At 62.9% G+C, this 14823-nt stretch carries 11 protein-coding genes; 5 read left to right on the forward strand and 6 right to left on the reverse strand.

What is annotated here, in order from left to right; translation table 11 throughout:
* The first annotated feature begins 155 nt into the window (after window positions 1–155).
* Both qseB and qseC read left to right on the forward strand, forming a co-directional pair.
* Window positions 156–818, forward strand: a complete 663-nt coding sequence (gene qseB, locus HF675_RS04540; protein ID WP_105232457.1) for a quorum sensing response regulator transcription factor QseB — start codon at window positions 156–158, stop codon at window positions 816–818.
* The gene (qseC, locus tag HF675_RS04545; protein WP_187044150.1) at window positions 815–2164 is read left to right on the forward strand and encodes a quorum sensing histidine kinase QseC; all 1350 of its coding nucleotides are present in this window, start codon (window positions 815–817) and stop codon (window positions 2162–2164) included. The genes qseB and qseC overlap by 4 nt, the downstream gene beginning before the upstream one ends.
* Window positions 2165–2191: 27 nt before the next feature.
* On the opposite strand, the gene folK is transcribed toward qseC, so the two are convergent.
* The 6 genes from folK to thpR all read right to left on the reverse strand — a co-directional run bounded on the left by folK (window position 2192) and on the right by thpR (window position 7200).
* Window positions 2192–2680 (reverse strand): 2-amino-4-hydroxy-6-hydroxymethyldihydropteridine diphosphokinase, encoded by a 489-nt coding sequence (gene folK, locus HF675_RS04550; RefSeq protein WP_105232455.1) that lies wholly within the window; start codon window positions 2678–2680, stop codon window positions 2192–2194.
* Complete coding sequence (gene pcnB, locus HF675_RS04555) at window positions 2680–4188, reverse strand: polynucleotide adenylyltransferase PcnB (protein ID WP_206749768.1); 1509 nt, start codon at window positions 4186–4188, stop codon at window positions 2680–2682. The genes folK and pcnB overlap by 1 nt, the downstream gene beginning before the upstream one ends.
* A 161-nt stretch (window positions 4189–4349) precedes the next feature.
* A complete protein-coding gene (gene gluQRS, locus HF675_RS04560; RefSeq protein WP_187044151.1) occupies window positions 4350–5261 on the reverse strand; it encodes a tRNA glutamyl-Q(34) synthetase GluQRS in 912 nt (303 codons plus the stop codon).
* Window positions 5262–5314: 53 nt separating this feature from the next.
* Entirely contained in the window at window positions 5315–5770 is a 456-nt protein-coding gene (gene dksA / locus HF675_RS04565; protein ID WP_015673734.1) for an RNA polymerase-binding protein DksA, read from the reverse strand.
* A 182-nt stretch (window positions 5771–5952) separates the two neighbouring features.
* A complete protein-coding gene (gene sfsA, locus HF675_RS04570) occupies window positions 5953–6660 on the reverse strand; it encodes a DNA/RNA nuclease SfsA (RefSeq protein WP_187044152.1) in 708 nt (235 codons plus the stop codon).
* A gap of 12 nt (window positions 6661–6672) precedes the next feature.
* A complete protein-coding gene (thpR, locus tag HF675_RS04575; protein WP_105232452.1) occupies window positions 6673–7200 on the reverse strand; it encodes an RNA 2',3'-cyclic phosphodiesterase in 528 nt (175 codons plus the stop codon).
* A gap of 79 nt (window positions 7201–7279) precedes the next feature.
* On the opposite strand from thpR, the gene hrpB reads away from it, so the two are divergent.
* The 3 genes from hrpB to fhuA all read left to right on the forward strand — a co-directional run bounded on the left by hrpB (window position 7280) and on the right by fhuA (window position 14775).
* Window positions 7280–9718 carry an ATP-dependent helicase HrpB gene (gene hrpB, locus HF675_RS04580; RefSeq protein WP_187044153.1) on the forward strand — a complete coding sequence of 813 codons (2439 nt, stop codon included), beginning with the start codon at window positions 7280–7282 and terminating at the stop codon, window positions 9716–9718.
* Between the two features lie 101 nt (window positions 9719–9819).
* Window positions 9820–12327, forward strand: a complete 2508-nt coding sequence (gene mrcB, locus HF675_RS04585; protein ID WP_187044154.1) for a bifunctional glycosyl transferase/transpeptidase — start codon at window positions 9820–9822, stop codon at window positions 12325–12327.
* Between the two features lie 249 nt (window positions 12328–12576).
* Entirely contained in the window at window positions 12577–14775 is a 2199-nt protein-coding gene (gene fhuA, locus HF675_RS04590; RefSeq protein WP_105232450.1) for a ferrichrome porin FhuA, read from the forward strand.
* Window positions 14776–14823 lie beyond the last annotated feature (48 nt).

Raw genomic sequence — 14823 nt, forward strand, 5'->3', positions numbered from 1 at the left:
AGTCATTCTACTGTAACCCTTCGGGGGTGGGTAGCGACGATAGTTATGGTTAAGATGTTCTTAAGAACCTTATGATGTAATAAGTAAATATCTCTTTCCAGACGGCCCGGCGAGCGCTGAAAACATGGCCGCCTGCGGCGAACAAAAGGACGCGCATGAGAATTCTGCTGATTGAAGACGACAAGATTATCGGCGACGGCATCAAGGTCGGGCTGAGCCAGCTGGGTTTCACCCTCGACTGGTTTACCGACGGCAAGCTCGGCAGACAGGCGCTGGGCAGCGCGCCCTATGATGCGGTGATCCTCGATCTCAGCCTGCCGGGCATCGACGGCCTCGATCTGCTGCGCGAATGGCGTCAGGCCGGCGAGGACGTGCCGGTGCTGATCCTGACCGCGCGCGATGCGCTGTCGCAGCGGGTGGACGGTCTGCAGAGCGGCGCCGATGACTACCTGTGCAAGCCGTTTGCGCTGGCGGAGGTGGCGGCGCGCCTGCAGGCGCTGATTCGCCGGCGTCACGGCCAGCTGAGTGCGCAACTGACGCACGGCCGGCTGGTGTTCGACACCGCCGCGCGCAGCGTCACGCTGGACGGCGAGGTGGTGACGTTGACGCCGCGCGAACTGGCGGTGCTGGAGCTGTTCTTGCACAACAAGGGGCGGGTGCTGGCGCGGCCGCTGATTCAGGAAAAACTGTACAGCTGGGACGATGAGGTGAGCAGCAACGCGGTTGAGGTGCATATTCACCACCTGCGCCGCAAGCTGGGCAACGGCTTTATCCGCACGGTGCACGGCGTGGGCTACACGCTGGGGGATGCCGGGTGAAACGTCTGAGCCTGCGGCTGCGTCTGATTATCCTGTTCAGCCTGCTGGCGCTGCTGACCTGGTGCGTCGCCAGCGCGGTGGCGTGGAACATCACGCGCGATAACCTGAATGAAGTGTTCGACACCCAGCAGATGCTGTTCGCCAAACGGCTGGCGACGGCCAACCTCGGCGATATCCCGCGTACCACCAGCCTGCCGAAAACCAAAAAGCTGGTGCGCCACGGCAAGCGCGGCCAGCAGGATGACGATGCGCTGGCGTTCGCGATTTTCGACCGTCAGGGGCGCATGCTGCTGAACGACGGTGAGAACGGCAAGGACATCGAATTTGACGGCCGGACGGCAGGGTTCGTCGATGGCCGGCTGAAAGGTGATGACGACCGCTGGCGGCTGGTCTGGCTGACCAGCCCGGACGGCCGCCAACGCATCGCCGTCGGCCAGGAGATGGAGTATCGGCAGGATATGGCCTGGGCGCTGGTGACCGGGCAACTGACGCCGTGGCTGGCGACGCTGCCGCTGCTGATGCTGCTGATCGCCATTGTGGTCGGGCGCGAGCTGCGTCCGCTGCGCAGCGTGGCGCAGGAACTGCACCGCCGTGCGCCGGATGATGACGCGCCGCTCAGGGCGCACCGGGTGCCGAGCGAAGTACGCCCGCTGGTGGACGCGCTTAACGCGCTGTTTGCCCGTATCAGCGCCATGCTGCAGCGCGAGCGGCGCTTTACCTCAGACGCGGCGCATGAGCTGCGCAGCCCGCTGGCGGCGCTGCGGGTGCAGACCGAGGTGGTGCAACTGGCCGGCGATAACGCCGAGGTGCGCGCGCACGCGCTGGAGAACCTGACCATCAGCATCGATCGCGCCACGCGGCTGGTGGACCAACTGCTGACGCTGTCGCGGCTGGATGCGCTGCCGGATCTGCATCAACAGGAGCGGGTTGACTGGCATCAGCTGGTGACGGCGACGCTGGCCGAACAGGAGCACGACGCTCATCGCGCGGGGATCGTGCTGCGTTATGAGGCGCAGGGAGCGCCGGCGCCGAGGCCGGGGCAGTCGCTGCTGCTGTCGCTGCTGGTGCGTAACCTGGTGGATAATGCGCTGCGCTATACGCCATCCGGCGGCACGGTGACCGTGACGTTAGAACAGCGCGTACTGACGGTGGAGGATAACGGGCCGGGGGTGACGGATGAACATCTGGCGCGGCTGGGGGAACGTTTCTATCGTCCGCCGGGGCAGGAACAGACCGGCAGCGGGCTGGGGCTGTCGATTGTACAGCGGATTGCGGCGCTGCATGGTTTGCGGGTCAGCTTTGCCAACCGGCAAGACGGAGGCTTTAAGGTGCGGGTGATGCTGTAGCCGGCGCGACGCCCGTGGTCATGGGCGTCAGGCCGAGTGCCACAGCGTCATGCCGTTCATCGGCACACGCTGCAGGCAGGCGGCCAGCGGTTCGCCGTCCGGCAGAATCAGGTCGGGGGCGATTTCCGCCAGCGGGTAGAGCATAAACTCGCGCTCTTTCAGGCCATAATGCGGCACCGTCAGGCGCTCGCTGTCAATCACGCTGTCGCCGTACAGCAGCATATCGAGGTCGAGCGTACGCGGCCCCCAGCGCTCATCCTTGCGCACCCGCCCCTGGTTGCGCTCAATCTCCTGCGTGTGATCGAGCAGCTGTTCGGCGGGCAGCAGCGTATCCAGCGCCGCCACGGCGTTGAGAAAGTCCGGCTGGTTCTGCGGCCCCAGCGGTTTGGTGCGGTAGAACGATGAACAGGCGATCAGCCGGCTGCGCGGGAGATGCTCCAGCGCCTCCAGCGCGGCGTGAACCTGTTGCAGCGGCTGCGCCAGGTTGCTGCCCAGCGCGATATAAACGCGGATCATTATGCCCCTTCTTTACGCGGCGCGCGGCGGCGTGGCCGGCGCTGACGTGAACGGCGCGGCGCGGGATCGTCGCCCAGCGAGCTGAGCATGGTTTTTTGTCGCGCCGGCGTCGCATCCTGGAACTCGGCCCACCATTCGGTCAGGCGCTGCATCTCCGGGTTGTTCTCCACCTGGGCGCGCAGCGCCAGCAGATCGTAGGCGGCGCGGAATTTCGGATGTTCCATCAGCTTGTGCGCACGCTTGCCCTGACGACGCGACAGACGCAGCTGCAGCTGCCAGATATCGCGCACCAGCGTGGTGATGCGTTTCGGGATCGCCAGCGAGCGGCACTGCTCGTCCAGCACGTCGTTCATCGCCAGCGCGAAGGCGTCGTAATAGGCCAGGCCGCTCTCCTGCGCCAGTTTCTGCGCGTGCTCCAGCAGCGGATACCACAGCATGGCGGCGAACAGGAACGCCGGGTTGACGCGCATATTGTTCTGCAGACGGTGGTCGGTGTTTTTCAGCACCTGCACCAGAATACGCTCCATCGGCGTATTGTGGTTCGGCGTGAACTGACGGGCGATCAGCGGGAACAGCGGCTGGAACAGCTGGTATTCGCACAGTTTCAGGTAGGTCTGGAAGCCGTAACCGGACTGCAGCAGCTTCAGCGACTCTTCAAACAGGCGCGCCGGCGGAATATCGTGCAGCAGCGACGCCAGGCGCGGGATCGGCTCGGCGGTTTCTTCGCTGATGGTCATATCCAGCTTGGCGGCGAAGCGCACCGCGCGCAGCATGCGCACCGGGTCTTCGCGGTAGCGGGTTTCCGGATCGCCAATCAGGCGAATCACGCCCTGTTGCAGATCGCGCAGGCCGCCGACATAGTCGCGCAGGGCGAAGTCCGCTACGCCGTAGTACAGGCTGTTGATGGTGAAGTCGCGACGCTGGGCGTCTTCCTCAATGGAACCGAAGATATTGTCGCGTAGCAGCATGCCGCTCTGGGCCTGCTGGGAGGAATTCTTGTCGTGCTCCGGATTCTGCTCATGATGGCCGCGGAACGTGGCGACCTCAATGATTTCCGGCCCGAACATCACGTGCGCCAGACGGAAGCGGCGGCCGACCAGACGGCAGTTGCGGAACAGCTTGCGTACCTGCTCCGGCGTGGCGTTGGTGGTGATATCAAAGTCTTTTGGTTTCTTACCCAGCAGCAAATCGCGTACGCCGCCGCCGACCAGGTAGGCTTCAAAGCCGGACTTATTCAGGCGGTACAGCACCTTCAGGGCGTTTTCACTGATATCTTTACGCGAAATCGCATGCTGCTCACGTGGGATCACGGTCATAGGGCGCGTTCCCTCGGCGGCGGATGACGGCGCGCGCTTACGCGGCGCAGGGCGACGGCCGGCATGCTCCCGGCCTTTATCGGCGGAACGCTGGCGCGGCGCGGCAGGCTTCTGGGCGTCGGCGCGCTCTGTGCGAACCGGCTCGTGATTGTTGGCCGGCGCATCATCGCGGGCTGATTTGTCGTCGCCGATGAGTACCTTACGGCAGAAATTGGCTACTCGGGTAAAAATGGTACACCTCGATAGTGACGGATAAAAATGGCGCTCCCTTGCCGATGGCAAACCACAGCCGTATGGGGTTGCTGTGGTTTGACATCACTCGGGCTTATAAAAAAATAGCGGCTAATCATAGCTCACCATGGCGTCTTTGAGAATGCCGTTATGTTTTGCGGCAGGGCGAGAGCGGTCTGACGCGGCACCTTTGCCAGCGTCCAGTTTTCTATTGCCCAGCTCAATAATAACGGCAGATCAAGATCTTGCCAGCTTTCCGGCAGCGGTTGCTGCAAAAAATGCAGCGCGGCGATCAGCACCGGTCGCGGATCGCCGTCTGGCAGCGGCGGCGCGTGATTTTGCTTCGACAGCTTCATTCCCTGATTCCCCAGCGCCAGCGGCAGGTGGATATAATCCGGCACCGGCGCTTGCAGTTGACGGTACAGCGCTATCTGGCGCACCGTCGGTTCAATCAGGTCGGCGCCGCGCACGATTTCCGTCACGCCCTGAAAATGGTCGTCGACCACCACCGCCAGGTTATAGGCGAACAGGCCGTCGCGCCGGCGGATGATAAAATCTTCCTGCGCCAGCGCCGGGTCGGCGTGCAGCTCGCCCTGCAGGCCGTCGTGGAAGCCGTAGACCGGCGCGCTCTGCCGCAGGCGGATGGCGGCGTTCTGCGGGCCGAGCCGCAGCGCGCGGCAGTGGCCGTCGTACAGGCCGCCCGCCTGCTGAATACGGCTGCGGGTGCAGGTGCAGTAATAGCTGAGCCCCTGGCGTTGCAGCCAGTCCAGCGCGGCGCGGTAGGCATCGTGACGTTGGGATTGATAGAGAACCTGGCCGTCCCAGTGGAGGCCATAGTGGTCGAGCGTGGTCAGAATACGGTCGGCGGCGCCGGCGACTTCGCGCGGCGGATCGATATCTTCAATGCGAAGCAGCCACTGCCCGTGGCGGGCGCGGGCCTGCAGAAAACTTCCCAGGGCGGCGATCAGCGAACCGAAGTGCAGATCCCCGGAAGGAGAGGGGGCAAAACGCCCCACATAATGACTTTCTGGCATAATAACTCTGTGCGGCGCGCCGGTATTGCGCGCCGCGGGTAATAACGACTGAATCAGCCGGCCATCTGCTTTTCGCGGATCTCGGCCAGGGTTTTACAGTCGATGCACAAATCGGCAGTCGGACGCGCTTCAAGGCGACGAATGCCAATCTCTACGCCGCAGGATTCGCAGAAGCCGAAATCATCGTCTTCTACTTTCTTCAGCGTTTTCTCGATCTTTTTGATCAGTTTGCGTTCACGGTCGCGGTTACGCAGTTCGAGGCTGAATTCCTCTTCCTGAGTGGCGCGGTCCGCGGGATCAGGAAAGTTTGCTGCCTCTTCCTGCATGTGCGACACGGTACGGTCTACTTCGTCCCTGAGCTGGTTGCGCCAAGCTTCAAGAATGCGCTTGAAATGCGACAGCTGGGCGTCGTTCATATACTCTTCGCCCGGCTTCTCTTGATACGGCTCCACCCCAGCGATGGCGAGAATGCTCAAGGACGAGGTTTTACGGTTTTGCCCTTCTTGCATGTTGCTTCTCCTACATACACACGCACTATCGAATCCCCAATGCGGGGGAAAAACAGGCCGCTATAAATAACAGATGGTGAGTAGGTTGGCAATTATTCCTGTCGCCCGCTTGACAATGGTGTGAAGGAAGGCGTATTTGGCGATCTAATAATCGGCAGCCGATTTATTGGCGGCCTGACTATCTAATCGATAAAAAACGGTAACTTATCGGTGAGACTGATACCGTCAGGTGATAATTTAGCCCCATAACACACCACTTCTACTCCCGCCTGCTGAACCTGAGCCAACAGTGCCGCATAATGCGCATCTATATGATGAGCCGGGGCGACCTGGTCAATACCGCTGTGTAACACGGCAAAAAACAAGACCGCCCGCTGCCCGCTGTCGACCACGTTTTGCAGCTCGCGCAGATGCTTCTGGCCCCTGAGCGTCACGGCGTCAGGAAAGTAACCACGTTGTTGTTGCAGTAACGTGACAGACTTAACTTCAATATAGCAGTTAACCCGATTTTCTGCCTGTAATAACAAATCGATACGGCTGTTTTCGCTGCCGTATTTCACTTCGCTGCCAATTTTACTGTAACCAGATAATTCACTGATTAAATTGCGCTCAATTGCCTCGTGCACCAGCGCGTTGGCGCGCAGGGTATTGACGCAGATCCAATCCCCCTGTTGGGTGTGCGTCAGCTCCCAGCTGTGGGCGTATTTGCGCTTGGGGTTGTCCGAAGTGGAATACCAGACGGTATCGCCGGGCGTGGCGCAGCCGGTCATGGCGCCGGTATTGGCGCAGTGCAGGGTAAAGGTTTCGCCCTGCGGCGTGACGACGTCGGCCAGAAAGCGCTTGTAACGTTTAATCAGGGTGGCGGATTGCAGCGGTGGCGTAAATTGCATGCGGTGTCTGTCCTAACTGAGCGCCCACTGTTCCAGCGGGTGGTAACGGGTGCGGCCGTTGTCAAACGACGACTGGTATAAGGAAAAATGCGTGACCGGCAGGCTCCAGCCCGGCGTGGCCGGCGGCAGCGCCACCGGGCGCACGGCGGCGCGCAGCAGGGTGATATGCGGGTGAAACGGCAGCGGGCTCTGATAACAGCCGCTGCGCGCCGCCTGCGAGCGCAGCATCTCCGCCAGCTGCAGCAGCCCGCGCGGCGCGCGTTTGCAACCGAGCCAGACCACGCCGGGGCGCGGCCAGTGACCGAGATCGTCAAGCTGCAGGCTGAAGCCGGGCTGGCTGATGCGTCCCGCCAGCCTTTTTAGCGCCGCCTCTTTCTGGCTGCTGACCTCACCGAGAAACGCCAGCGTCAGGTGCAGATTAGCGGCGGCAACCGGTCGGCCGTCCTGCGGCGCAAAGGCGTCGGCGCGCCAGCGGATGACCTGCTGCTGCAGGCTGTCCGGCAAGGGCAGGGCAAAAAACAGACGGCGCGAACTGGACATGTTTCCTCGGTAACTGAATGAATCTCTGGGCGCAATGCTACAATGAGCGCCGTTGATTAACTACCCCGTGGAGCGTTTTGTGTCTTTATTGCCCGTCAGCCAGGTGTTGGATGAATTGCTTGCCGCGCTGCGCAGCGCGCCGCAGGTGTTGCTGCATGCGCCGACCGGCGCCGGTAAATCCACCTGGCTGCCGCTGCAGATCCTGCGGCAGGCTGGCCTGCCGGGGCGAATCATCATGCTGGAGCCGCGGCGTCTGGCGGCGAAAAACGTCGCTTATCGTCTGGCGCAGCAGCTGGGTGAGGAGCCGGGCCAGACGGTGGGTTACCGCATGCGCGCAGAAAGTAAAAGCGGGCCGCAGACGTGTCTGGAGGTGGTCACCGAAGGCATTCTGACCCGCATGCTGCAGCAGGACGCGGAGCTGCAGGGCGTCTCGCTGGTGATTCTGGATGAGTTTCATGAACGCAGCCTGCAGGCTGATTTGGCGCTGGCGCTGCTGCTGGACGTGCAGCAGGGGCTGCGCGACGATCTGAAGCTGCTGATTATGTCGGCGACGCTGGATAACGCCCGTCTGTCGCAGCTGCTGCCGGACGCGCCGGTGGTGGTATCGCAGGGGCGCAGTTTCCCGGTGGCGCGCCACTATCAGCCGCTGGCCAGTCATCAGCGGCTGGAGGACGGCGTCGCCTCGGCGGTGAAACGCCTGCTGGTGGAGCAGTCTGGCTCGCTGCTGCTGTTTTTACCGGGCGTGGCGGAAATTCAGCGGGTGATGGAGCGTCTGCAGGGTGAAGTCGCCGGCGATGTCGACCTGTGCCCGCTGTACGGCGCGTTGCCGCTGGCGCAGCAGCAGCGGGCGATTCAGCCGGCCGTCGCCGGGCGGCGTAAGGTGGTGCTGGCGACCAATATTGCCGAAACCAGCCTGACGATTGAGGGGATCCGGCTGGTGGTGGACAGCGGTCTGGAACGCACGGCGCGCTACGATGTGCGTAACGGCCTGACGCGCCTGATGACGCAGCGCATCAGTCAGGCATCGATGGTGCAGCGCGCAGGGCGCGCCGGTCGTCTGGAGGAGGGGGTCTGCTGGCATCTGTGTGCCAAAGAGCAGGCCGAGCGCGCCGCCGAGTACGCCGAGCCGGAAATCATGCACAGCGATCTCGGCGCTTTCTGGCTGGAGCTGCTGCAGTGGGGCTGCGTTGACGCCGGCCAGCTGAACTGGCTGGATCTGCCGCCGACTGCGGCGCTGGCGGCGGCTCAGCGGCTGTTGCAGACGCTGGGCGCTACCGATGAACAGGGCAGGCTGACGGCAGACGGACGCCGGATGGCGACGCTCGGCTGTGAACCCCGGCTGGCGGCGATGCTGTGCGCCGGCGCGGCGCTGGGGGAGGACGGCCTGGCGACCGCCGCGCTGCTGGCCGCCCTGCTGGAAGAGCCGCCGCGCAGCGGACAGCTGGATATGGATTACTGGCTCAGCCGACCGCAGCCGAACTGGCAGCGGCGCGCCCGCCAACTGACGCAGCGCCTGAAGGGGCGCGGCGGCCATGTGGACGCCACGCTGGCGCCGCAGCTGCTGGCGCACGCCTTTGCCGACCGCATTGCCCAGCGGCGTGGGCAGGACGGCCGCTACCTGCTGGCAAACGGCATGGGGGCGGCGATGAACCAGGACGAGGCGCTGTCGCGCGCGCCGTGGCTGATCGCGCCGGCGCTGCTGCAGGGGGCGAACAGCCCGGACGCGCGTATTTTGCTGGCGCTGCCGGTGGACGTTGAACGGCTGGCGGCGCAGCGGCCGGAGATTGCCCACCAGCGCACGGCGGTGGAGTGGGATGAGGAAAAAGGCACATTGCGTGCCTGGCAGCGTCTGCAGATTGGCCGTTTGACGCTGCGCGCCCGGCCGTTGGCGAAACCGGCGGATGAGGAGCTGCAGCAGGCGCTGGTCGACTGGGTGCGTGGCCAGGGCTTATCGGTGCTGAACTGGGAGGGCGCCGCCGGCCAGCTGCGCGCGCGTCTGCAGTGCGCCCGGGAGTGGTTGCCGGAGGCCAACTGGCCGGCGGTGGACGACGAGGCGCTGTTGGCGGGGCTGGAGCAGTGGCTGCTGCCGGCGCTCGGCGGGGTACGCGATCTGCGCGGTTTGCGGCAGGTCAATCTCGCCGAGGCGCTGGGCAACCTGCTGGAGTGGCAACAAAAACAGCGGCTGGATAATGCGCTGCCCACTCATTACACTGTGCCGACCGGCAGCCGCCTGCCGATCCGCTATGAGGCCGGCAGGCCGCCGCTGCTGCCGGTGCGTTTACAGGAGATGTTCGGCGAGCGGCACAGCCCGATGCTGGCGGAGGGTCGCATCGCGGTGGTGCTTGAGTTACTCTCTCCAGCGCACCGGCCGCTGCAGATTACTGCCGATCTGGCGGCGTTCTGGCAGGGTGCCTACCGGGAAGTACAAAAAGAGATGAAAGGGCGCTACCCGAAGCACGTCTGGCCCGATGACCCGGCCAATGCGCTGCCGACGCGGCGCACCAAGAAGTATCAGTAGCTGAATTCGGATGTTTCTTCTGTTCAGCCGGCTGATGCGGGAACAGATTAAGCACAAACTTTCACGGCCATCCTGGCCGTGCAGCGTGGAGAGTAACAGCAATGGCCGGGGATGACCGCGAGCCCATCGGGCGCAAAGGGAAACCACCCAAGCGCAGCGCGCCGCGCAGGCCGCCGCGCCGTCGTCTGGATGACGACGATGATGACTACCAAGCAAATAACTTTCAGGATGAGTATGACGATGATGAATATAACGACGAGGAAGAACGCATGCCGCGTAAGGTAAAGGCCGCGCCGCCTCGTAAGAAACGCCGTTGGCTCGGCTTGATGCTGAAAATCATACTGGTGCTCGCCGTGCTGCTGGCCGGTTACGGCGTCTATCTGGATTCGCAGATCCGCAGCCGCATCGACGGCAAGGTCTGGCAGCTGCCGGCGGCGGTGTATGGCCGTATGGTCAACCTGGAACCCGGCATGCCGTACAGCAAAGGCGAAATGGTCAAGCTGCTGGAGGGGATGCAGTACCGCCAGGTCAGCCGGATGACGCGCCCGGGCGAGTTTACCGTGAAGGCCAACAGCATTGAGATGCTGCGCCGTCCGTTTGATTTCCCGGACGGTAAAGAGGGGCAGATCCGCGCCCGTCTCGACTTCCAGAATAACCGTCTGGCGAAGATCGAAAACCTGGATAACCAGCGCAGTTTCGGCTTCTTCCGCCTGGATCCGCGGCTGATCACCATGCTGCAGTCGCCGAACGGCGAGCAGCGTCTGTTCGTACCGCGCAGCGGCTTCCCCGATCTGCTGGTGGACACGCTGATTGCCACCGAAGACCGCCACTTCTACGAGCATGACGGCATCAGCCCTTACTCGATCGGCCGTGCGGTGCTGGCCAACCTGACCGCCGGCCGCGCGGTGCAGGGCGGCAGCACCCTGACCCAACAGCTGGTGAAGAACCTGTTCCTGACCAACGAGCGTTCGCTGTGGCGTAAGGCCAACGAAGCCTATATGGCGCTGCTGGTGGACTACCGTTACAGCAAAGACCGCATTCTGGAGCTGTATCTGAACGAGGTGTACCTCGGCCAGAGCGGCAGCGACCAGATCCGCGGCTTCCCGCTGGCCAGCCTGTATTACTTCGGCCGTCCGGTGGATGAGCTGAGCCTCGACCAGCAGGCGCTGCTGGTGGGGATGGTGAAAGGGGCGTCGCTGTACAACCCGTGGCGCAACCCGAAACTGGCGCTGGAGCGCCGCAACCTGGTGCTGAAGCTGTTGCAGAACCAGGGCGTGATTGACGCGGAGCTGTATAACATGCTCAGCGCGCGTCCGCTGGGCGTTCAGCCGAAGGGCGGGGTGATCACACCGCAGCCGGCCTTTATGCAGTTGGTGCGTCAGGAGCTGCAGAGCAAGCTGGGGGACAAGGTGAATGACCTGTCCGGCGTGAAGATCTTCACCACTCTGGATCCGGGGTCGCAGGACGCGGCGGAGAAAGCGGTGGAAGCCGGCGTGCCGGCGCTGCGCGCTGCGCGTCACGTGAAAGATCTGGAAGCGGCAATGGTGATCGTCGACCGCTTCAGCGGGGAAGTCCGCGCGATGGTCGGCGGTGCCGAACCGCAGTACGCCGGCTTTAACCGTGCGCTGCAGGCCCGCCGTCTGGTGGGGTCGCTGGCCAAGCCGCCGACCTATCTGACCGCGCTGTCCGAGCCGGACAAGTACCGCCTGAACACCTGGCTGGCGGATGCGCCGCTGTCGCTCAAGCAGCCGAACGGCAGCGTCTGGCAGCCGAATAACTACGATCGCCGTTTCCGCGGCAAGGTGATGCTGGTGGATGCGCTGGCGCACTCGCTGAACGTGCCGACGGTAAATCTGGGGATGGCTGTCGGGCTGGATCAGATCAGCGCCACGCTGCAGCGCCTGGGCATTCCGAAGTCGGAAATCAATCCGGTGCCGTCCATGCTGCTGGGGGCTATCGGCCTGACGCCGATGGAAGTGGCGCAGGAGTACCAGACCATTGCCGGCGGCGGCAACCGTGCGCCGCTGTCTGCGGTGCGTTCGGTGATTGCCGAAGACGGCAGCGTACTGTACCGCAGCTTCCCGCAGGCGGAGCGCGTGGTACCGGCGCAGGCGGCCTATCTGACGCTGTACGCCATGCAGCAGGGTGTGGCGCGCGGTACCTCGCGTTCACTGTCGGTGAAGTTCCCGAACTATCATCTGGCGGCGAAAACCGGTACCACCAACGATCTGCGCGACAGCTGGTTTGCCGGCGTTGACGGCAAGGAAGTGGCGATCGCCTGGGTTGGGCGCGATAACAACGGCCCGGCCAAGCTGACCGGCTCCAACGGCGCGCTGACGCTGTATCGCCGCTATCTGGAAAACCAGACGCCGCTGCCGTTGCAGCTGCAGGCGCCGGAAGGGATCAACCAGATGAGCATTGATTCCGACGGTAACTTCCTGTGCGGCGGGGGCGGCTGGCGCACCATCCCGGTGTGGACCGATAACCCGGACGGCCTGTGTCAGGCCAGCCAGGCCGCGTTGCAGCAGCAACAGGAACAGCAGACGCAAGAAGAGCAGAAAGGCTCCGACGGCGTCGCCGGCTGGATCAAGGATATGTTCGGCCAGTAAGGCCGCAGCGATAACGGCGGCCGCGACCGGCGGCGCGCCGATGCTAAAAACCCGTAACGGACGTTGCGGGTTTTTTTATTTTTCCGCTTAAGTTATTTCCATAGGGTTAACGGGGCTGAATCAGGTGACGGCCGTGGATTAGCGCGCCGAAATGCGCTTGCAGTTAAACTTCCCTTCTGCATAAAATGCGACGCTTATAATAATTATTATCGTTTACATTCTTCATTTAAATACATCAGAGAAACTAACATGGCTACCAAGCGTCCATCACCATCACCAACGGCGTTCAACCGTTTCCCCGTGCGCGGCAGCGCGATAGCCATCGCCGCCGCCCTGAGCGCCCTCAGCCTGTCGGTGCAGGCCGCCGAGAATAAAGCGGCCGGAGCAAAAGAAGATACCCTGACCGTGGTCGGCAGCAGTAACCGGCAGCAGGAAAGCGCCTGGGGCCCGGTCGGCACCTATGCCGCCAAGCACAGCGCCACCGGCACCAAAACCGATACCCCGCTGGTGAAAACGCCGCAGTCGGTCTCGGTGGTAACGCGCGAAGAGATGGAGATGCGCCAGTCGGAGACGGTGAAAAGCGCGCTGGGTTACACGCCGGGCGTGATGGTCGGCAACCGCGGCGCGTCCACCGCCTATGACTCGGTCAATATCCGCGGCTTCAGCTCGGTCGGCACCAATCTCTATCTGGACGGCCTGAAACTGCAGGACGACAACTACTCGATCTATCAGGTTGATCCCTATTTCCTGGAGCGCGCCGAAGTGCTGCGCGGGCCGGTTTCCGTCCTGTACGGTAAAAGTAACCCGGGCGGTCTGGTGTCGCTGGTCAGCAAACGGCCGACCGGCGAAGAGCTGCGTGAAGTGCAGTTCAAGATGGGCACCGATAACCTGTTCCAGACCGGCTTTGACTTCGGCGGCACGCTGGACGACGACGGCGTTTACTCCTACCGCCTGACCGGGCTGGCGCGCAGCGAAGACCAGCAGCAGGTGGGGGAACAATCCAAGCGTTATGCCATTGCGCCTTCCTTCAGCTGGCGGCCGGACGATCGCACCACCTTTACCCTGCTGAGCAGTTTCCAGGACGATCCTGACGTCGGCTACTACGGCTGGCTGCCGAAAGAGGGCACGGTGGAAAACGGCGTCAACGGCAAGCTGCCGACCAGCTTTAACGACGGCGAGCCGGGCTACAACAACATCTCGCGCAAGCAGCAGATGATCGGCTACAGCTTCGAGCATGCCTTTAACGACACATGGAGCGTGCGGCAGAACCTGCGCTACTCCAAGATGGACGTCGACTACCGCTCCATCTACGGCCTCGGCATCAGCCCGACCAACCCGAGCGAGCTGACGCGCGGCGTGATGAACTCCAAAGAGCATCTGTCCAGCTTTGCGGTTGATAGCCAGGCGCAGGCCAAATTCGCCACCGGCGATGTGGATCACACCCTGCTGATGGGCGTCGACTATATGCGTATGCGCAACGATATCGTGTATGAATACGGCACGGCGTCCAACCTCAACGTGGTGGCGCCGAACTACGGCAACGACAGCTACACCATCAACGGCAGCGCCAACCAGGTGAACCGTCAGGAACAGACCGGCCTCTACCTGCAGGATCAGGCGGAATGGAACAACTGGGTGCTGACGCTGGGCGGCCGCTACGACTGGAGCCAGACCTCCACCACCAACCGCGCGGCGCAGAATACGCGCAGCGAGCAGAACGACAGTGAGTTTACCGGCCGCGCCGGGCTGAACTATGTGTTCGACAACGGCATTGCGCCGTACTTCAGCTACAGCGAGTCGTTTGAACCGACCGCCGGCACCGACGCCTTCGGCAAACCGTTCTCGCCGTCGAAGGGCAAACAGTATGAAGCCGGGGTGAAATATGCGCCGGAGAACCGGCCGATCACCGCCAGCGTGGCGCTGTACCAGCTGACCAAGACCAACAACAAGGTGGCCTACCCGGACAACCCGGTGTTCAGCATCCAGGGTGGTGAAATCCGTTCCCGCGGCGTAGAAGTCGAAGCCAAGGCGGCGCTGTCGGCCAACGTCAACGTGCTGGGCTCGTACACCTATACCGACGCCGAGTACACCAAAGACACCACCAATCAGGGCCATACGCCGGCGGCGATTCCTAAACATATGGCGTCGCTGTGGGCGGATTACACCTTCCATGAAACCGCGCTGAGCGGCCTGACGCTCGGCTCCGGCGTGCGCTATGTCGGCTCCAGCTACGGCGACGAAGCGAACACTTTTAAAGTGAAAGACTACACGGTGGTCGATGCGGCGGTGAAATACGATCTGGCACGATTCAACCTGCCGGGTTCATCCGTTGGCATTAATATCAACAACCTGTTTGATAAAGAGTACGTCTCCAGCTGCTTCAATACCTACGGTTGCTACTGGGGCGCGGAACGTCAGGTGGTTGCGACCGCAACTTTCCGTTTCTAACCGGACAACCCCGGAGCGGCCGCGCTGCTCCGGGTAAAAATAGGGCCT

Source organism: Serratia sp. JUb9, from assembly GCF_014298095.1.
Taxonomy (GTDB): domain Bacteria; phylum Pseudomonadota; class Gammaproteobacteria; order Enterobacterales; family Enterobacteriaceae; genus Serratia_B; species Serratia_B rhizosphaerae.